Source organism: Comamonas fluminis (genome assembly GCF_019186805.1).
GTDB classification, from domain to species: domain Bacteria; phylum Pseudomonadota; class Gammaproteobacteria; order Burkholderiales; family Burkholderiaceae_C; genus Comamonas; species Comamonas fluminis.
On the sequence record NZ_CP066783.1, the window covers coordinates 3,081,673 to 3,100,574 of the forward strand.

An 18,902-nucleotide genomic window follows, 5' to 3' on the forward strand; every position below is an offset into this window, starting at 1 on the left:
GAAGGCGTCCCTCTGATATGGGCAGCGGCGGCACTGCCTGTTATGTACTGACTCCAATCAAGAATACCCGTTCTGGGTGCAGGTGCACCCAGGGAGTCAATGCAGATTCACTATCAGAAAACCCACTTCAATACACAAACCATCAACCACGCAGATAGCGGTGAACGCCTTGCGCCGCATGTACCCCCGAGGACAGGCAGGCCGTGAGCAGATAGCCACCGGTCGGTGCCTCCCAGTCCAGCATCTCGCCGGCGCAAAACACGCCGGGCAAGGCGGTGCACATACCATTGGCGTCCAGCGCTTCAAAGCGCACGCCGCCAGCAGTGCTGATGGCCTCATCCATGGGGCGCGGCGCAGTCACCGTAACGGGAACAGCCTTGATGGTGCGCGCCAGACGTGGCAAATCCGCCATGCCATCCTTGCCCAGCACCTCATACAAAAGCCCCGCCTTGATGCCATCAAGACCCAGGCGCCCCTTCAAATGACTGCTTAGGCTGCGCGAGCCGCGGGGGCGCAACACTTCCTGCTCCACACGCTCGGCACTCCACTGCGGCAGCAAGTCCAGCTCAAACTGCGCACTGCCCGCCTTGGCAATACGCTCACGCAGCAAGGCCGAGACTGCATAGATCAGGCTACCTTCAACCCCTGTTTCGGTGGCCACGAATTCGCCTTGGCGTTCAAACACCGTGCCAGATTCATCGGCATGGCGCAGCACGACTGACTTGAACGGCTGCCCGGCAAAGCGCTGGCTGAACACCGCACTCCAGCCTGCTTCTCGCCCATCGGCCCAGCCCACATCAAAGCCGCAGTTAGACGGCTGAAGCGCCGCCATATCCACACCGCGCTGCTGCAGCCAGGGGAACCAGGCTCCATCCGAGCCCAGCCTGGCCCAGCTGCCGCCGCCCGTGGCCAGCACCAGCACCCTGCACTGCACTTTCAACTGCGACTGCTCACGCTGAAAAACAGGCAACGAATCATCACCCCAACCCAGCCAGCGGTGGCGCATATGAAATACAACACCTTGCGCCTTGATACGGGCCAGCCATCCGCGCAGCAAGGGAGCCGCCTTCATATCAGCAGGGAACACACGCCCCGAGGTTCCCACAAAGGTATCGAACCCCAGGCCCTTGACCCACTCGCGCAAGGCATCACTGCCCCAGTGGCGCAGCAAAGGCTCCAGCTGGGCGCTGCGTGCCCCATACCGGGTCACAAAATGGGCAAAGTCTTCCGAGTGGGTGAGGTTGAGCCCGCCCTTGCCAGCCATCAGGAACTTGCGCGCTGGCGAAGCCTTGGCCTCAAACACATGCACAGACAGACCCGATTGCGCCAGTTGCTCGGCCACCATCAAACCGGCGGGACCTGCACCCACCACCGCCACATCACAGCTCAGCACCTCATCGGTCGCCACAGGCTCCGAAACATTCATAGTTCTCTATATCCATTCAACATGCGGCGGCCGATATTCAACTTCCTGCCGCCAAAGGCTGCGCAGAATACCACCGCCCCTATTTCGGCGATAAGACTGGCACTATTGCCGCCATAGCAGCAAACAACCGCCCACACAGCACAGCGGGAGATGAGTTTCTGTCACAATGAAATTCACAAGGCGGATATTTCACCGCTCTTTTGATTTTTGACTCAAGAAAATCCAGGACTACAAATGGCTAGCGAATTGATCAAGCACATCACTGATGCAAGCTTTGAATCTGACGTACTGCAACCCGGCACCACGGTTCTCGTGGACTACTGGGCTGAATGGTGCGGCCCCTGCAAGATGATTGCCCCCATCCTGGACGAGACTGCCGAAAGCTACAAAGGCAAGGTGCAGATCGCCAAGATGAACGTGGACGAAAACCGTGAAATCCCTGCCAAGTTCGGCATTCGCGGCATTCCTACACTGATGCTGTTCAAGGATGGTCAACTGGCCGCCACCAAGGTGGGTGCGCTGAACAAGACCCAGCTGTCCGCTTTCCTGGACCAGCACATCTAAAGCACATGCTTCATGACAAGGCCTCTTTCAGGCCTTGTTCTTTTTGAGCCGCAAGCACACATTGCGCTCTGTTTTCTCAGGCGTTCGCAGAACACGGTGAACACCGAGGGCTCGCCCTCAAAAAATCCTTGCAGTCCGCACTGATTTTCCTGTCATAATGTACAAATCGCCGGCTGCCGCAGTAGCCGCGCTGAATTTTCTTCAGGCAAGCCTGCCCACTTTCACAGTGTTTCGTTAGGCCCTACGCCTCCCCCTCTGGTTATTCCTCACTCCACACTTGGAGTTATTTCATGCACCTTAATGAACTCAAGGCACTGCACGTGTCTGAAGTCTTGAAGCAGGCCGAAGCGCTTGAGATCGAAAACGTCGGTCGCATGCGCAAGCAGGAACTGATGTTCGCCATCATCAAAAAGCGTGCAAAGGCCGGTGAACAGGTCTTTGCCGATGGCGTGCTCGAAATCCTGCCCGATGGTTTTGGCTTTCTGCGTAGCCCCGACACCAGCTACACCGCCAGCACGGACGACATCTACATCTCCCCCAGCCAGGTTCGTCGCTTCAATCTGCACACCGGCGACATGATCGAAGGCGAAGTGCGCATCCCCAAGGATGGCGAGCGCTACTTTGCCCTGACCAAGCTCGACAAAGTCAACGGCAACCCACCCGAGCAGAACAAGCACAAGGTGCTGTTCGAAAACCTGACCCCGCTGTTCCCCAAGCAGCAGATGCGCCTAGAACGCGACATCAAGGGTGAAGAGAACATCACCGGCCGCATCATCGACATCATCGCCCCCATTGGCCGCGGCCAGCGCGCGCTGATTGTTGCCCCTCCCAAGAGCGGCAAGACCATGATGATGCAAAGCATTGCCCACGCCATCACGGCCAACTACCCCGATGTGCACCTGATGGTGCTGCTGGTGGACGAGCGCCCTGAAGAAGTGACGGAAATGCAGCGCTCCGTGAAGGGCGAAATCATTGCCTCCACCTTCGACGAGCCAGCCACCCGCCACGTTCACGTGGCCGAAATGGTGATCGAGCGCGCCAAGCGTCTGGTCGAACTGGGCAAGGACGTGGTCATCCTGCTGGACTCCATTACCCGTCTGGCCCGCGCCTACAACAACGTCGTGCCTTCGTCGGGCAAGGTGCTGTCTGGCGGTGTGGACTCCAACGCTCTGCAACGCCCCAAGCGCTTCTTTGGCGCAGCCCGCAATGTGGAAGAAGGCGGCTCGCTGACCATCATTGCCACAGCACTGGTCGATACCGGTAGCCGCATGGACGAAGTGATCTTTGAAGAATTCAAGGGCACAGGCAACAGCGAACTGCACCTGAACCGTCGCCTCTATGAAAAGCGCGTGTTCCCTGCCATCGAACTCAACAAGAGTGGCACCCGTCGTGAAGAATTGCTGCTCTCGCCAGAGATTCTGCAAAAGACCCGCATCCTGCGCCAGTTCATGTACAACATGGACGAGATCGAGACCATGGAACTCATGATCAAGAACATGAAGGCCACCAAGAACAATGTCGAATTCTTCGACATGATGCGTCGCGGCGGCTAAGCCACTGCAGCTCTCCCAGCAAAGCCCCGTTCAGGGGCTTTGTTGTTTCTGGCCCTGGCACTTTGATTGATTAAGAGCGGCCAACAGAACCGGATCGCTGCATCGGAGAACTTCAGGCTTCGCACGCGTTGGCCGCTAGCAGCCGCCAACCACGTCATGCGCTTGTCTAGCCAAATGGACAACGAGCCGCGAGCTGGAAGCACTGCCTTGTACTGCTTCCCGTTGGTGGTGCGGTAACGGGCTTGCAGAGCTGACTCATGTTCCAAGCCCACCGCTGGCTGAACAACGATTTAGCAGCAACGCCCGTAGCCTTGAAACCGTCTGGAAGCCATTTCTGTGGCTGGCCATCATCGGCGCCCTGCTGTTCTGGCTCTCTGGCACGTTTTCGCAAGACACTGGGCAGCATGGCCTGACGGAAAAACACATGCACCTCCATCTATGCAATAATGGAGGGCTTTTTCTATTGCGGAAAGTACGCTTGGTTCACGACTGCTACAAGGGTTGTAGCAGGCCCGGCACGGCTACCGCACTTGACCAAAAAGGAAGATCATGAAAGAAGGCATTCACCCTAACTACCGCGAAGTTCTGTTCGTGGACATGTCCAACGGCTTCAAGTTCGTGACACGTTCTTGCGTTTCCACCAAGGAAACCGAAAACTTCGAAGGCAAGGACTACCCTCTGTTCAAGCTGGATACCACTTCTGAATCGCACCCCTTCTACACTGGCACACAAAAGTCGGTGGACAACATGGGCGGCCGCGTGGAGAAGTTCCGCAATCGCTTCGGCAAGAAGTAATTCCTGCTTTTTGCGAACAAGGGCAGCCGGGCGACCGTGCTGCCTTTTTTTTGCCCGTCGTTTTATCCCTGGATATGAGCGGGCTTAGAGCATCAAGAGCACGGGCCAGCCGCAGACTCTCTGCATGCCCTCTCCCTTTTGCCTCCCAATGCTCCTATCATCGGAGCATCTTGCGCTTGCACAGAAAGCGCTACCGCTTGATCTGGCTGCGACTGGCCAGCGAAGCCCCTCAGGATTGTTTGCGTGAATCAACCCACCCCCGCCATCGTTGCCCAGAGTGCCGTGCGCCGACTGCCGCGCTGGGCATTGCTTTTACTTTGCCTGGCCTATGTGGTGCCGGGCTTTGTCATGCGCGGCCCCTGGCGGGCCAACGACATGGAGGCATTTGGCTATATGCGCGAAATGGTGCTGGGCCATACCTCCTGGCTGGCACCGCAGCTGTCAGGGTTGGCCCCCAGCATGGATGGCCTGCTGCCTTACTGGCTGGGCGCTATTTCACTGCAGGCGCTGGGCTGGCTGATCGGCCCGGAAATGGCTGCGCGCATTCCCTTCATCGCACTGCTGGTGCTGACGCTGGCCGCCACCTGGTGGGGCGCCTATTACCTGGCTCGCACACCGGGCGCCCAGCCTGTGGCCTTCGCCTTTGGCGGTGAAGCCCATCTGGTGGACTATTCCCGCGCCATGGCAGACGCTGCCCTGCTGGCACTGGTCGCCTGTCTGGGTCTGGCCCAGCCCTCTCATGAAATCACCAGCTATGTCACCCAGCTAGGCTGCACGGCGCTGCTGTTTTTTGCGGCGGCCGCCATGGCCTACCACCCCTACAAGGCCGCCACAGCCATGGTCTTCGGCCTGCTGGGCATGAGCCTGAGTGGCGCGCCCACCATGTCGGTGATGTTTGGCGTTGCCACAAGCCTGATCGTCTTTACCCAGCGCAACTGGGGCGACAACGCAGGCCGCGTGCACCAGCAAGCTCGCATGTGGGCTGGCGCGTGGCTGATAGCGACAATCATTGGCGCTGCACTGACCACCGCTCTGGATCAGTGGAGCTGGCATCTGGTGGACTCCACCAAGGACAGCGGCGAGCTGCTGCAGATGCTGCTGTGGTTTTGCTGGCCCGCATGGCCGCTGGCACTTTGGACTGTCTGGGTCTGGCGCCGCCAGATCGCCGCACCCACCCACTATCCGCATCTGAGCATTGCCCTGCTCTTTGCCTTGCTGCCTGTCATTGCCTGCCTGAGCAGCCTGCCAGCAGACCGCGCCCTGCTGCTGGGCCTGCCAGCCATTGCAACACTGGCCGCTTTTGCGCTGCCCACCTTCCGCCGCAGCATCAGCGCGCTGATTGACTGGTTCACCCTGCTCTTCTTCACCGCCGGGGCAATCGTCATCTGGGTGGTATGGCTGGCATTTCAGACAGGATATCCGCCCAAAATCGCTGCCAATATTGCGCGACTTGCTCCTCAATTTGAAGCAAGCGTTTCCTGGCCAGTTGTCATCGTGGCACTGCTTGCCACTGCAGGGTGGTTTGTGCTGGTGGCCTGGCGCACCTCGCGCAACCGCGCAGCCATCTGGAAAAGCCTGGTGCTGCCCGCAAGCGGTGCAACCCTGGGCTGGGTGCTGCTGTCCACCCTCTGGATGGCGCCGCTGGACCATGCCCGCAGCTATGAATTTCAGATGCAGCAGCTGGCTCAGAACATGCAGCAAAACCACGCCAGCGGTTGCATGCTGACCTACGGCTTGGGCCGCGCTCAGATCGCCGCTGTGCGCTACTACACAAATACAGACACCGCCCTGCTGCGCCACAGCCCGCCTGGCCGCTGCAACTGGGCACTGGTCGATGCAGACCGCTGGGCTGGCGACCACAATCAGAAGCTGCGCCAGGGCTGGCGTGAGGTCTCGCGCATCACCCGTCTGTCGGGCAAAAAGGAAGTGCTGATCCTGCTGCAGCGCAGCGGCGCAACTGACAAGCCATGAAGGCCGAGCTACAGCACATAGGCCGCCATGCCGTCACGGTACTGGCCGGCCAGCTGGCGGTCATGGCCTTTGGCACGACCGACACCATCGTGGCCAGCCGCTATTCGCAGGATGCCGTGGCTGCACTCTCCGTGGGCTCTGCCATCTTCGTTAGCGTCTATGCCTCGCTGATGGGTATTTTCCAGGCCCTGCTGCCGCTGTGGTCCGAGCAGCGCGGTGCCGGCCAGCCACAGGCCATCGGCTACTCCCTGCGCCAGTCCATGTATCTGTGCCTGCTGGCCTGCGCACTGGGCATGTCCGTGCTGATGATGCCCGACGCCTTACTGCGCTGGACAGACGTGCCCCCCGAGATGCAGCAGGAAGTCAAACGCTATCTGTATGTGCTGGCCTGGGCGCTGCCGCCCTCGCTGCTGTTTCGCATCTACAGCGCACTCAATCAGGCTCTGGGCCATCCCAAGCTGGTCACCTGGCTGCAGGTCATATCGCTGCTCATCAAGATACCGCTGTCCATCTGGTTCACCTTTGGTGGCCTGGGCCTGAACCCCATGGGCGCCGTGGGCTGCGCGCTGGCAACGCTGGTTGTCAACTACACCATGTTTGGCGTGGCGCTGTGGCTGGTGCGCCATCAGGACCTTTACGCGCCACTGGCGCTGTGGACGCGCATGGAGCGGCCAGATACCGCCATGCTGGCCCGCTTCTGCAAACTGGGCATTCCTGCCGGTCTGGCGATTCTGGTGGAAGTCACCTCCTTCACGCTGATGGCGCTGTATGTGGCACGCCAGGGCTCGCTGTCCTCGGCCAGCCACCAGATTGCCGCCAATCTCGCCGCCATTGCCTATATGTTTCCACTGTCTCTGGCCATTGCGGCCAGCGCCCGCGTCAGTTACTGGCGCGGCGCGGGTGACGAAGCACAGGCACGGCAGTTGATTTTTCAGTGTTTCAAGCTCTCAGCGCTAATGGGATGTGCGGTAGCAGCTACGCTTTTCATAGCGCGCAAACTGATTGTCGATATCTACACCGACTCGCCCCGGGTCATGGCAATGGGTTCATGGCTGCTGATCTGCGTGGCCACCTACCATGTGGCCGACTCTGTGCAGACCTACTGCATCTTTGTGCTGCGCAGCTACCGCATCACCGTCGCGCCGCTGATCATCTACAGCGTGCTGCTGTGGGGCGGCGGGCTGGGCCTGGGCTATGCGCTGGCTTATGTGTGGCAAGCCCCTGCCAGCTGGCATGACTGGCAGGCCACGCCCATGCCTTTCTGGGTCTGCAGCACTGCAGCCCTGTTTGTGACGGCTCTGGCCTTCAGCGCCATTTTGTTCAAGGTCATCAGGCCCGCTTCTGAGCAGGCCTGAACCGCCCCATCACACCACTTCAAGGCTGCGCTGCCGTAGACTGCAGCGCAGGCACTGCAGCGGCGGCACGAACACGGTTTGCGGGCAGCGTCACTGCAAACTCCGAGCCCTGACCCTGCTCGCTTTGAATGCTGAGCACCGCACCATGGCGCTGCAGCACATGCTTGACGATGGCCAGCCCCAGCCCGGTACCACCGGTATCGCGAGAGCGGCTGCGGTCCACGCGGTAAAAGCGTTCCGTCAGTCGCGCCACATGCTTGGGGTCAATGCCCAGGCCTGAATCCTTGACGGCAAAGCGGGCCGAGCCATCTGGCAGGCGCTGCCAGCTCACATCAATGCGCCCACCCGCCGGGGTGTAGCGCATGGCATTGGCCAGCAGATTCGAAAATGCACTGTGCAGCTCGGCACTAGCACCAGCCACTTCACCCGCCTGGGCCAGAGATGCCTCATCCGGAAAATGCAAGGCATGTGGCTTGCCCTGCTTGCGCGTCAGCGTCACCGACAGGCCACGCGCCTCGTTCTCGCAGCGCTTGAGCAGTTGCGCCACCGACATCCAGTCCGTATTGCTGGGGGGTGGACTGCCCTCCAGACGGGACAGTGTGAGCAAGTCCTCCACCAGATGCTGCATGCGCTCGGCCTGCTGTGACATCAGCTCCAGATAGCGTTTGCGCTCATCCACCTCCAGAGGCAGGGTCTGCAGCGTTTCCACAAAGCCCGCCAGCACCGTCAAAGGCGTGCGAATTTCGTGCGAAACATTGGCCACAAAGTCGCGGCGCATGGCCTCGGCCTGCTCCACCGCCGTCACATCGCGGGCCAGCAGCAGCTTGCGTCCTTCGCCATAACCGTACAGCTGCACCGACAGTTTGACGGGACGCGAGGCCGTGCTTTCACGGCCAGCCATGACCAGGTCATGCGTGAAATCCTGCGCCGCAAAATAGGCACTGAACTGCGGGTCGCGCACCAGATTGCCAATGCTTTGCAGAACATCGCGCTCCGCATCAAAACCGAACTGCCGCGCAGAGATCTGGTTGCACCACTCGATACGGCCTTGCGCATCCAGCAGCACCACACCATTCGGGCTGGCCTGCAGTGCCGACAAGATATCGTTGAGCCGCTGATCGCCCTGCTGGGCTTGCTGGACGGTCTGACGAATCCAGCGGCGCATGCGCACGCTGGCTTCACCCCAGATGCCGGACAGATCAGGGGCACCATCCAGACTGGACTGACGCAGCCAGCTCAGCAAACGTGCGCCATTCCAGCTATCAACCAGCCACCAGATCCAGCCGCCAAGCAAGGCCCCCAGCGCCGCGGCCAAGCACTGCGGCGCAGCACCTGCCTCCGGATGGATCGCATAGCTCCACACCGCCCACACCACCAGCGCTGCTGCTATCTGAGAGGCCAGCAAACGAAATCCACGCCACCCCATATCGAACTTTCTTGTGATTTTTATGCAACCCCGGCATGTGCAGGCCGGGACATGGCAGGAGCTGCGCTGACTGGCCGATCAGGCCAGCGCCTGGGCGCTGAAGCGATAGCCTGCACCGCGCACGGTTTCAATCAGCGTGCCAGCGACGCCCAGAGATTCCCGCAAACGCTTGACGTGCACATCGACAGTGCGCTCTTCGATGAACACATGGTCGCCCCAGACCTTGTCCAGCAACTGGGCACGGCTGTGCACACGCTCGGGGTGCTTCATCAGATAGTTAAGCAGCTTGAACTCGGTGGGGCCGATCTTGAGCAGATCACCCTGCCAGCTCACGCGGTGGGCTGCTGCGTCCAGCACCAGCTCGCCAATGCTGACCTTGTCCTGCACCTGCTCGGGTGCGCGGCGACGCAGCACGGCGCGAATGCGCGCCAGCAGCTCCTGCGTGGAAAACGGCTTGGTGATGTAGTCGTCAGCACCCGCATCCAAGCCAGCCACCTTATCGGGTTCATCACCGCGTGCTGTCAGCATCAGAATGGGAACCGCCTTGGTGCGGCTGTCTGCGCGCCATTTGCGCGCCAGAGTCAGGCCACTGGCGCCCGGCAGCATCCAGTCCAGCAAAATCACCTCGGGCAAGACTGCATCCAGCTCACGCTGCGCAGAAACACCGTCCTCTGCCCAGACGGGCTGAAAACCGTTATGCCTCAGATTGACCGCAATCAACTCTGCAATCGCGGGTTCGTCCTCCACGATGAGGACCATGGGCATCTTCTTCATCCCTGGAATGCCTCCTCTGCTTACAGCACGGCAGATTCAATATCTGCCATGGTCTGGTGACGCACATCCTTGCCTTCAACCAGATAGATGATCAGCTCGGCCACGTTCTTGGAATGGTCGCCAATACGCTCGATGGCCTTGGCCAAGAATAGCAAGTCCAGGCTGGCCGAGATGGTGCGCGGGTCTTCCATCATGTAGGTGATGAGCTTGCGTACAAAGCCGTCAAACTCGTCATCGATCAGATCGTCTTCCTTGAGGATGGCAACAGCCGCCTTGGTGTCCAGGCGGGCAAATGCATCCAGCGTCTTGCGCAGCAGCTCGGAGGCCATTTGCGCAGCCACGCGCAGCTCACCGCTGGGCAGAGAGCGGGCTGCGCCGCTTTCAATGATGGACTTGACCATGCGGGCCATCTTGCAGGCCTCGTCGCCCATGCGCTCTAGGTTGGCCGTTGCCTTGGAGAAGGCGATCAGCAAGCGCAGGTCACGCGCTGTGGGCTGACGACGGGCGATGATGGAGGAAAGCTCGTGGTCAATCTCCACTTCCATGGCATTGACACGATTTTCCGTCGCCACCACCTCATCCACAGCCTCGCGGCTGAAGCTGGTGAGCGAGTAAACGGCATTGCGAATCTGCGACTCGACCAGGCCACCCAGCTCCATCACGCGGGCAGAAACACGGTTGAGTTCAGTATCGAACTGGCTGGAGAGATGTTTTTCTGTCATTGCTTTTTCTTTCTCGATGATTCAGGACCTGACACTTGCCCCACACAACCTGGGTGCGAGACAGCCAGCAAGGGCCGCCCGCAGCAAAGGCTGTCGCCCCCTTTCAGGGGAAGCCGCGCAGCGGCTCAGGGAGGTTTAGCCAAACCTGCCTGTGATGTAGTCCTCGGTTTCCTTGCGCTCGGGCTTGAAGAACATTTTTTCAGTTTCACCGAATTCCATCAGATCGCCCAGATACATGTAAGCGGTGTAATCGCTGCAACGCGCGGCCTGCTGCATGTTGTGGGTCACGATGACCACGGTGTATTCGTCCTTGAGTTCAGCAATCAGCTCTTCGATCTTGGAAGTCGAGATCGGATCCAGTGCCGAGCAAGGCTCGTCCAGCAGCAGAACTTCAGGCTTGATGGCAATGCCGCGCGCAATGCACAGACGCTGCTGCTGGCCGCCGGACAGGCCGGAGCCCGTCTGGTTGAGCTTGTCCTTGACTTCATTCCACAGAGCCGCCTTGCGCAGCGCCCACTCCACGCGGTCGTCCATATCGGAAGAGTTCAGGTTCTCGAACAGCTTCACGCCAAAGGCGATGTTGTCGTAGATGGACATGGGGAATGGCGTGGGCTTCTGAAACACCATGCCCACCTTGGCACGGATCAGCGCCACATCCTGCTTGCTGGTCAGCAGGTTTTCGCCGTCCAGCAGAATCTGGCCTTCAGCGCGCTGCTCGGGATAGAGCTCGAACATGCGGTTGAAAGTGCGCAGCAGCGTGGACTTGCCACAGCCCGATGGGCCGATAAAGGCCGTAACCTTTTTTTCGGGAATGTCGAGGTTGATGTTCTTGAGTGCGTGGAACTTGCCGTAATAGAAGTTCAGGTCACGCACGGACAACTTGGAGTTGGCAGAAACAGTGGTTGCAGTCATGGTCTTGAACTCTCGAATTACTTTTGGCGAGTGATGAAGCGAGCCAGAATATTCAGGCCCAGCACAGCCACGGTGATCAGGAACACACCGGCCCAGGCCAGTTGCTGCCAGTTCTCATATGGGCTCATTGCAAATTTGAAGATGGTCACGGGCAGACTTGCCATGGGCTTGGTCATGTCCGCATTCCAGAACTGATTGTTCAGCGCAGTAAACAGCAGCGGAGCAGTTTCACCGGCGATACGGGCCACCGCCAGCAGCACACCGGTAATCACACCAGCGCGTGCAGCGCGCAAGGTCACCATGGTGATGACTTTCCACTTGGGCGTGCCCAGTGCGTAAGCCGCTTCACGCAGGCTGGCAGGCACCAGCACCAGCATGTTTTCCGTGGTGCGAATGACCACGGGAATCACGATCAGCGCCAGTGCAATCACGCCAGCCATGCCCGAAAAGCTTTTGAAGCGCACCACCACCACGGTGTAGACAAACAGGCCGATGACGATGGATGGCGCCGACAGCAGAATGTCGTTGACAAAGCGGGTGACGGAAGCCAGCCAGCCGCGCTTGTCATATTCGGCCAGATACACGCCAGCCATGATGCCGATGGGCGTGCCGACAAACGTGGCCAGTGCCACCATCATCAGCGAGCCCCAGATCGCATTGGCAATACCGCCCTCTTCGTTGGGCGGCGGAGTCATCTGCGAGAACAGCGCGAAGTTCAGTCCACCCACGCCCTGGCGAATGGTTTCCCACAGAATCCACACCAGCCAGAACACGCCAAACACCATGGCGGCCATGGACAGGGTCAGGGCAACCTGGTTGAGGCGCTTGCGCTTGTTGTATTTAGCCTGGCGCACAGCCGCCAGATCCGCAGCATTGAGCATCTTGGTAGAAGTAGAGGTCGAGTTCACGAACGTGCTCCCTCGTTCTTTTGCAGGCGGTTGAGCAATACCTTGGACATTGCCAGCACCACAAAGGTGATGAAGAACAGAACCAGGCCCAGGTAAATCAGCGATGCCTGGTGCAGGCCTTCGCCCGCTTCGGCAAATTCGTTCGCCAGCGCAGATGTGATGCTGTTGGCAGCCTCGAACACGGACAGCGAATTGAGCTGGTTCATATTGCCGATCACAAAGGTCACCGCCATGGTTTCACCCAGCGCGCGGCCCAGACCCAGCATGACCCCACCCAGCACACCCGTCTTGGTATAAGGCAGAACCACTTTCCAGACGACTTCCCAGGTGGTGGAACCCAGACCGTAGGCCGATTCCTTGAGCAGCGCCGGGGTCACTTCAAACACATCGCGCATCACCGAAGCAATGAACGGGATGATCATGATGGCCAGGATGATGCCGGCAGACAGGATACCGATACCCACGGGAGGACCGGAGACAAACGCCCCCAGGTAAGGCACGCCCGTCAGCAGGTTCTGCAAAGGCTGCTGAACATAGGTGGCCAGCACAGGGCCGAACACCATCAGGCCCCACATGCCATAAACAATGGAAGGAACGGCGGCCAGCAATTCAATGGCAGTGCCCAGAGGGCGCTTGAGCCAGGCTGGCGAGAGTTCCGTCAGAAACAGGGCAATGCCAAAGCTCACAGGCACTGCAATGATGAGCGCGATGGCCGATGTAGCCAGCGTGCCGTAAATCATGACCAGACCGCCGTACTGATCCTGCACAGGATCCCAGACGCTGCTGGTCAGAAAGCCCAGACCGTACTCAGTGATGGCAGGCCAGGCACCAAAAATCAGCGAGACCATGATGGCCACGAGCAGCGCCAGCGTCAAAACCGCTGCACTGCGAGCCAGGCCACCAAACAAACGATCCGCCAGACGGCCCGAGATCATCGGGGCACGTGGCGGAGAAGGAGAGCGTCGCTTGGCGGCATCGTTGGAGGCTGCCAGCGAACTGGAGGGCGACGTAGTGGACACGTGAGCGCCTTTATTCGCAAAGGGTTGAACGAAGTGACCAGGGTGCCGTCCGGCACGGCACCCTGTTACTTACCAATTAGTGGGAAACAGCTTTGCCAGCGGTGTCCTTGATTTCACCCCAGGACTTGTAGATCACGTTCTTGACAGCGTCAGGCATGGGCACGTAGTCCAGATCTGCAGCAGTCTTGTCGCCTTGCTTGTAAGCCCAGTCAAAGAACTTCAGCGAAGCAGTGGCCTGAGCAGGCTTGTCCTGGCTCTTGTGCATCAGGATGAAGGTTGCCGAGGTGATGGGCCAGGCGTTCTTGCCAGGCTGGTTGGTCAGGATCTGATAGAAGCTCTTGGCCCAGTCAGCACCAGCAGCAGCGGCCTTGAAGGTTTCGTCATCAGGAGAGACGTAAGCGCCATCCTTGTTCTGCAGCTGTGCGAATGTCAGCTTGTTTTGCTTGACATAGGCGTACTCCACATAACCGATGGAGTTAGGCAGACGGCCCACGAAAGCGGCCACGCCTTCGTTACCCTTGCCGCCGGCGCCTGTGGGCCAGTTCACAGCCTTGCCCTCACCCACTTTTTCCTTCCACTCGGCATTCACCTTGGAGAGGTAGTTGGTGAAACCAAAAGTGGTGCCAGAGCCATCAGCGCGGCGCACGGGAGCGATTGTTGCGTCAGGCAGTGCCACACCGGGGTTCAGCGCTGTGATGGCTGCATCATTCCACTTGGTGATCTTGCCCAGATAGATGTCACCCAGAACCTGGCCTGACAGCTTCAGCTGACCAGGAGCCACGCCCTTGATGTTGACCACGGGCACAATGCCGCCGATCACGGTGGGGAACTGCACCAGGCCCTTCTTGGCCAGTTCGTCGTCTTTCAGAGGCTCATCGGAAGCACCGAAGTCCACGGTCTTGGCTTCAATCTGCTTGACGCCAGCGCTGGAGCCCACGGATTGGTAGTTGATTTTGACGCCGGTAGCCTTGTGGTAGTCAGCGGCCCACTTGGAGTACAAAGGGGCGGGGAAGCTCGCACCAGCGCCAGTGGCTTCCTGGCTTGCGTGTGCCATACCGGCAGCAGACAGAGCGGTAGCCACCAGAACGTGAATCAGAGACAACTTCATGAAACGACCTTTAAGGGTTGGAAGATTCGATGGGTGGACTGTAAAAACCATTTATGACAGCGTTGTGACACAAACATTTCCGTCATTTAATTTGTCATCTCGCCTATTTTTTCTCGTCATACTGCTGACATATAACGACTACAGACTGACCGCCCACTGTGTGCTGCAGCCTTGCTGCACTACAGAAAACGGCTCAAATACCCGAGCGCCATGAGGTTTCAAGCAGACGCTCACAACTGCCTCAGCCCAGCTGTTGCATATTTTCAAAAATACTCCTCCCCGAAAAGCTTTTTGAATGGCTCCCGAATCTTTGCTTGCTGCCGTTGATCTTGGCTCCAACAGCTTCCGTCTGGAAATCGGCCGTGTCGGCTCACATCAGCGCATAGAGCGCGTGGAATACCTCAAGGAAACCGTGCGCCAGGGCAATGGGCTCAACCACCGCCACGAGCTCTCTCTGGAAGCCATGCAGCGCGGCTGGGAATGCCTGGCCCGCTTTGGCGAGCGCCTCACCGGCTTTGCACCGGCCCATGTGCGCGCCGTGGCAACACAGACACTGCGTGAAGCCTGCAATGCCGATGAATTTGTGCGCCGCGGCAGCGAACTGCTGGGCTTTCCCATCGAAGTCATTGCTGGCGAAGAAGAAGCGCGGCTGATCTATCGCGGCGTTTCCAGCTCTTTGCCACCCAGCCAGCAACGTCGCCTGGTGATCGACATTGGCGGACGCTCTACCGAAATCATCATTGGCCAGCAAAGTCACACCCAGCAATTGGCCTCATTTGCCCTGGGCAGCGTTTCCTGGAGCAGCCAGTTCTTTGCCGATGGCGCACTGAGCAAATCCAACTTCGCCCAGGCCATCGCCGCAGCCAAGCAGGCATTGGCGCAGGCCCAGTTTGCCTACCCGGGCACAGCCTGGGACTGCGCCTATGCCTCTTCGGGCACCGCCAACGCAGTGGGGGATGCGCTAAGCGCACAGGGCATGGATGGCAAGGTCATCACACTGGCCAAACTGCGCCACCTGCAGGCACAGTTGCTGGAAATCGGTCATGTAGACAAGCTTCGCATTCCCGGCCTCAAGGAAGACCGCCGCCCTGTGGTGGCCGGCGGTATCAGCGTCATGCTGGCCGTGGTGGAGCTGCTGGGCATCAACGAGCTGGAAGTGGCGCAAGGCGCCTTGCGCCAGGGCGTGCTGCATGACCTGCTGGACCATGAACCGCCTGCCGACAAAGAGCTGGCCGAAATCGAGGCCCTGCAGCAGGACTTTGGTGTGGACACATCCCATGCGCTGCGCGTATCGCGCATTGCCAGCGAGCTGTGGCAGAGGATTCGCCCGGACATTGCCCCTGAAAGCTGCAGCCAGTCACTGAACATTGCAGCCCAGCTGCATGAAATTGGCATGCGCGTGGCACTGAGCAATTACCACCGTCACGGCGCCTATATCACCGAGCACTGTGGCATGGCCACCTGGGACCCTGCCCTGCGCCAGCGCATCACGCAGCTGGTGCTGGGTCATCAGGGCAAGCTGCGCAAGCTGGAAGACGCCATTGAAGAGCCTGATCTGGCCCTGCCGCTGATGGCACTGCGCATTGCTGTGCAGCTGTGCCACACACGGCGCGAGCCTGATGTGGCAGATTTGCAGCTCAAGCGCGCAGGCATGGAATGCAAACTGAGCACGCCACAAGGCTGGATGCAGAACTACCCCCAGTCAGCGCGGCTGCTGGAAGAAGAAGCGCTGGCCTGGAGCAAAACCCCCTGGAGCTTGAAGCTGCAATTGCGCTGAAACAGCAGCAGCCACGCTGACCTGCCAACGCGGGTCGCTCAAATCTCAGCAAAAAGGGACTGCCATGCAGTCCCTTTTCATTTGAGCTTATTGATATTGCTATGCAACTGATAGCTGCCAGCGCGTAGCTGCAGGCAGCTTTTCATGCTTTTCTTTCAGATATCCACCCAGAACATACGCAAGCAGCTCACCCAAAATAAGCAGTAAGGCACGTCCTGAGTGCCCCATCAGCGCCCGCGGCCGTAGCGGTCCATCAAGGCTCGCTGGGCGCCTGTGCCATCCGCCACACGCTTGGGCTTCTGATAGGTGCCTGACGCTTCCAGCGTCCATGCATCACGCTCATCGCCCAGGTAGGCGACCAGACATTCGTCAATCACACGCTGGCGCAGCTTTTTGTCAATCACCGGCCAGGCCAGCTCCACACGGCGCACCATATTGCGGCTCATCCAGTCAGCACTGGACAGCAGCAACTCTTCCTCCTTGCCCCAGGCAAAGTAGAAGACGCGGGAGTGCTCCAGAAAGCGCCCGATGATGGAGCGCACGCGAATGTTGTCCGTCAAGCCCGGGCGCTGCGCGGGCAACATGCAGGCGCCACGCACGATCAGATCGATCTCCGCGCCCTTGCGCCCAGCATCCACCAGAGCGCGAATCAGTGGCTCATCAGTCAGCGCATTCATCTTGATGACCATGCGTGCACGCTCGCCCCTGGCCGCCGCATCACCCACCTGAGCAATCAGCTCCAGCATGCGGTTTTGCAGATGAAAGGGGGCCATCACCAGCTTTTCCAGCTTGGGCATGGCGTTGTGGCTGGAAAGGTGACGGAACACCGCATCCATATCCGCCGTGATTTCGGCATCGCAAGTGAGCTGGCTAATGTCCGTGTACAGACGTGCGCTGCGCACGTTGTAGTTGCCAGTGGACAGGTGCGCATAACGCTTGAGCTGGTTGGTGCGCTTCTCGCGGCGCGTTATCAGCAGCATCTTGGCATGGGTTTTGAGCCCCACCACACCGTACACCACCTGCACGCCCAGAGACTCCAGCTTCTCGGCCCAGTTGATATTGGCTTCTTCGTCAAAGCGCGCCTTGAGCTCCAGCACTGCCAGCACTTCCTTGCCCCGCCCTACCGCTTCGGCCAGCAGCCGCATGATTTCAGAGTCGGAGCCCGTGCGATAAATCGTCTGCTTGATGGCCAGAACCTGCGGGTCATTCACCGCTTCGCGCAGCAACTCCAGCACCGCATCAAAGCTCTCGAAGGGCTGATGGATGATGATGTCGTTCTTGCGCATCTGCGCCATGATGGAGCGCCCCGGCGTGAGCTGCGCAGGCCATGCGGGCTTCCACTTGGGAAACAGCAAAGCCGGGTCATCCACCAGATCAATCAGCTGCATCTGGCGCACCAGATTCACCGGCCCTTTAACCCGGAAAAGCGCTTCTGGCGGCAGGCCATATTGCTCCAGCAGCAGGTCCGACAGCATGGGCGAGCACGAGGAGGAAACCTCCAGTCGCACGGCCTGACCGTAATGGCGATGGTTGAGTCCCTGGCGCAGCGCCATGCGCAAATCGACCAGATCATCTTCGTCAACCGCCAGATCGGAATTGCGCGTCACGCGAAACTGCGAGAACTCAGCCACTTCACGCTCTGGGAACAGCTCTGCCAGATGGGCTCGCACCACGCTGGAGATACTGACAAACAGGCGCTGCTTGCCGGAGATTTTCTCTGGCAATCGAATCAGCCGCGGCAGCGCACGTGGCACTTTGACAATTGCCACTTCGTTGGAGCGGCCAAACGCATCTACGCCATTGAGGCGAACGATGAAATTCAGCGCCTTGTTGGCAACCTGCGGGAATGGATGAGAGGGATCCAGCCCCACGGGCATCAGCAGTGGCTGAACCTCGCGCAGAAAGAACTCACGCACCCATTTGCGCTGGGTGGCATTGCGCTCACCGTGCGAAACCAGCCGGATCGCATGCTTGGTGAATGCCGGAATGATGGAGTGGTTGTAGAGCTGATACTGATGAGCCACCAGCGCGTGGGCCGTGGTCATCAGCGACTCATAGCTGCTGCGGGTGTAGATGCCTTTTTCATCCCCCGCAATCGCCGCTGAGACATGGGGGGCGCTGCGCACCTCAAACCATTCATCCAGGTTGGACGAGACAATGCAGAGGTAGCGCAAGCGCTCCAGCAAAGGAACATCCTCGCGCTCTGCCCAGCTCAGCACCCGTTCGTTGAACGCAAGAATGCTGTTGTCACGGTCCAGCAACTCCAGCTCTGATGCTGGTGGCGCAGGCGGAGCAGCTTTAGCCACAGGGGCTTTGGCCGCAGCCCTGCGCCGTGGTGCAGCTTTGGCAACTGGTGCTTTGCGACTGGCAGGCTCCATGGCTTGAGGCAGTTGTGGGTTTAACGATGGTGTGACAGCGGCCTCCGCTTCCACTGGCGCTTCGCCGCTTTTGTCACGAGCCAACCCCAGTGAAGCGGGGCCAGCCTCTACCGAGGCAGACTTTGAACTAACAGAAAGCTCTGATGAAGATGAGGCGTCAGGCGCCTCAGAAACACGAAGAGACGTAACCGAACCCGAAACAGATTGAGACATG

General features: G+C 59.4%; 15 protein-coding genes and 1 pseudogene. 6 read left to right on the top strand and 10 right to left on the bottom strand.

The genetic code is table 11. From position 1 onward, the window contains the following. Nucleotides 1-142: 142 nt before the first annotated feature. A complete protein-coding gene (locus tag JDW18_RS14415; RefSeq protein ID WP_218240106.1) occupies nt 143-1,426 on the bottom strand; it encodes a TIGR03862 family flavoprotein in 1,284 nt (427 codons plus the stop codon). A 234-nt stretch (nt 1,427-1,660) separates the two neighbouring features. On the opposite strand from JDW18_RS14415, the gene trxA reads away from it, so the two are divergent. Both trxA and rho read left to right on the top strand, forming a co-directional pair. Next, a complete protein-coding gene (gene trxA / locus JDW18_RS14420; protein ID WP_158385286.1) occupies nt 1,661-1,990 on the top strand; it encodes a thioredoxin TrxA in 330 nt (109 codons plus the stop codon). Nucleotides 1,991-2,280: 290 nt separating this feature from the next. After that, nucleotides 2,281-3,543, top strand: a complete 1,263-nt coding sequence (gene rho, locus JDW18_RS14425) for a transcription termination factor Rho (RefSeq protein WP_218240107.1) — start codon at nt 2,281-2,283, stop codon at nt 3,541-3,543. Between the two features lie 83 nt (nt 3,544-3,626). On the opposite strand, the pseudogene JDW18_RS14430 reads toward rho, so the two are convergent. Then, nucleotides 3,627-3,809 (bottom strand): annotated as a pseudogene (locus tag JDW18_RS14430) (IS5/IS1182 family transposase); the annotation flags it as partial. A 283-nt stretch (nt 3,810-4,092) separates the two neighbouring features. Here JDW18_RS14430 and JDW18_RS14435 point away from each other — a divergent pair. The 3 genes from JDW18_RS14435 to JDW18_RS14445 all read left to right on the top strand — a co-directional run bounded on the left by JDW18_RS14435 (nt 4,093) and on the right by JDW18_RS14445 (nt 7,664). Then, a complete protein-coding gene (locus tag JDW18_RS14435; RefSeq protein ID WP_218240108.1) occupies nt 4,093-4,338 on the top strand; it encodes a type B 50S ribosomal protein L31 in 246 nt (81 codons plus the stop codon). Nucleotides 4,339-4,581: 243 nt separating this feature from the next. Continuing rightward, a complete protein-coding gene (locus JDW18_RS14440) occupies nt 4,582-6,309 on the top strand; it encodes a hypothetical protein (RefSeq protein WP_218240109.1) in 1,728 nt (575 codons plus the stop codon). Then, complete coding sequence (locus JDW18_RS14445; RefSeq protein ID WP_218240110.1) at nt 6,306-7,664, top strand: MATE family efflux transporter; 1,359 nt, start codon at nt 6,306-6,308, stop codon at nt 7,662-7,664. Before JDW18_RS14440 ends, JDW18_RS14445 begins: the two co-directional genes overlap by 4 nt. 19 nt (nt 7,665-7,683) lie before the next feature. Here JDW18_RS14445 and phoR read toward each other — a convergent pair whose 3' ends face one another. The 7 genes from phoR to pstS all read right to left on the bottom strand — a co-directional run bounded on the left by phoR (nt 7,684) and on the right by pstS (nt 14,533). Then, nucleotides 7,684-9,069 carry a phosphate regulon sensor histidine kinase PhoR gene (phoR, locus tag JDW18_RS14450; protein ID WP_218243918.1) on the bottom strand — a complete coding sequence of 462 codons (1,386 nt, stop codon included), beginning with the start codon at nt 9,067-9,069 and terminating at the stop codon, nt 7,684-7,686. A 99-nt stretch (nt 9,070-9,168) separates the two neighbouring features. Beyond that, nucleotides 9,169-9,864: a phosphate regulon transcriptional regulator PhoB gene (gene phoB / locus JDW18_RS14455; RefSeq protein WP_218240111.1), complete on the bottom strand. Its 696-nt coding sequence runs from the start codon at nt 9,862-9,864 to the stop codon at nt 9,169-9,171. A gap of 20 nt (nt 9,865-9,884) precedes the next feature. Then, nucleotides 9,885-10,586 (bottom strand): phosphate signaling complex protein PhoU, encoded by a 702-nt coding sequence (gene phoU / locus JDW18_RS14460; RefSeq protein ID WP_218240112.1) that lies wholly within the window; start codon nt 10,584-10,586, stop codon nt 9,885-9,887. 135 nt (nt 10,587-10,721) lie between these two features. Beyond that, nucleotides 10,722-11,498, bottom strand: a complete 777-nt coding sequence (gene pstB / locus JDW18_RS14465) for a phosphate ABC transporter ATP-binding protein PstB (RefSeq protein ID WP_218240113.1) — start codon at nt 11,496-11,498, stop codon at nt 10,722-10,724. 17 nt (nt 11,499-11,515) lie between these two features. Then, complete coding sequence (pstA, locus tag JDW18_RS14470) at nt 11,516-12,379, bottom strand: phosphate ABC transporter permease PstA (RefSeq protein WP_218243919.1); 864 nt, start codon at nt 12,377-12,379, stop codon at nt 11,516-11,518. A 23-nt stretch (nt 12,380-12,402) separates the two neighbouring features. Next, nucleotides 12,403-13,341 (bottom strand): phosphate ABC transporter permease PstC, encoded by a 939-nt coding sequence (pstC, locus tag JDW18_RS14475; RefSeq protein WP_218243920.1) that lies wholly within the window; start codon nt 13,339-13,341, stop codon nt 12,403-12,405. 160 nt (nt 13,342-13,501) lie between these two features. Then, nucleotides 13,502-14,533 (bottom strand): phosphate ABC transporter substrate-binding protein PstS, encoded by a 1,032-nt coding sequence (gene pstS / locus JDW18_RS14480; RefSeq protein WP_218240114.1) that lies wholly within the window; start codon nt 14,531-14,533, stop codon nt 13,502-13,504. Between the two features lie 295 nt (nt 14,534-14,828). Between pstS and JDW18_RS14485 the strand changes: the two genes are divergently transcribed. Further along, nucleotides 14,829-16,310 (top strand): Ppx/GppA phosphatase family protein, encoded by a 1,482-nt coding sequence (locus JDW18_RS14485; protein WP_218240115.1) that lies wholly within the window; start codon nt 14,829-14,831, stop codon nt 16,308-16,310. A gap of 227 nt (nt 16,311-16,537) precedes the next feature. On the opposite strand, the gene ppk1 is transcribed toward JDW18_RS14485, so the two are convergent. Further along, the gene (gene ppk1 / locus JDW18_RS14490; RefSeq protein WP_218240116.1) at nt 16,538-18,688 is read right to left on the bottom strand and encodes a polyphosphate kinase 1; all 2,151 of its coding nucleotides are present in this window, start codon (nt 18,686-18,688) and stop codon (nt 16,538-16,540) included. Nucleotides 18,689-18,902: the final 214 nt, after the last annotated feature.

Excerpts from the sequence above, each read along its gene's own strand:
- JDW18_RS14485 (WP_218240115.1), top strand. The coding sequence starts at position 14,829 with ATGGCTCCCGAATCTTTGCTTGCTGCCGTTGATCTTGGCTCCAACAGC.
- trxA (WP_158385286.1), top strand. The coding sequence starts at position 1,661 with ATGGCTAGCGAATTGATCAAGCACATCACTGATGCAAGCTTTGAATCT.
- pstB (WP_218240113.1), bottom strand. The coding sequence starts at position 11,498 with ATGACTGCAACCACTGTTTCTGCCAACTCCAAGTTGTCCGTGCGTGAC.
- JDW18_RS14415 (WP_218240106.1), bottom strand. The coding sequence starts at position 1,426 with ATGAATGTTTCGGAGCCTGTGGCGACCGATGAGGTGCTGAGCTGTGAT.
- phoB (WP_218240111.1), bottom strand. The coding sequence starts at position 9,864 with ATGAAGAAGATGCCCATGGTCCTCATCGTGGAGGACGAACCCGCGATT.
- pstA (WP_218243919.1), bottom strand. The coding sequence starts at position 12,379 with ATGCTCAATGCTGCGGATCTGGCGGCTGTGCGCCAGGCTAAATACAAC.
- rho (WP_218240107.1), top strand. The coding sequence starts at position 2,281 with ATGCACCTTAATGAACTCAAGGCACTGCACGTGTCTGAAGTCTTGAAG.
- ppk1 (WP_218240116.1), bottom strand. The coding sequence starts at position 18,688 with ATGGAGCCTGCCAGTCGCAAAGCACCAGTTGCCAAAGCTGCACCACGG.
- pstC (WP_218243920.1), bottom strand. The coding sequence starts at position 13,341 with ATGATCTCGGGCCGTCTGGCGGATCGTTTGTTTGGTGGCCTGGCTCGC.
- JDW18_RS14435 (WP_218240108.1), top strand. The coding sequence starts at position 4,093 with ATGAAAGAAGGCATTCACCCTAACTACCGCGAAGTTCTGTTCGTGGAC.
- JDW18_RS14445 (WP_218240110.1), top strand. The coding sequence starts at position 6,306 with ATGAAGGCCGAGCTACAGCACATAGGCCGCCATGCCGTCACGGTACTG.
- pstS (WP_218240114.1), bottom strand. The coding sequence starts at position 14,533 with ATGAAGTTGTCTCTGATTCACGTTCTGGTGGCTACCGCTCTGTCTGCT.
- phoU (WP_218240112.1), bottom strand. The coding sequence starts at position 10,586 with ATGACAGAAAAACATCTCTCCAGCCAGTTCGATACTGAACTCAACCGT.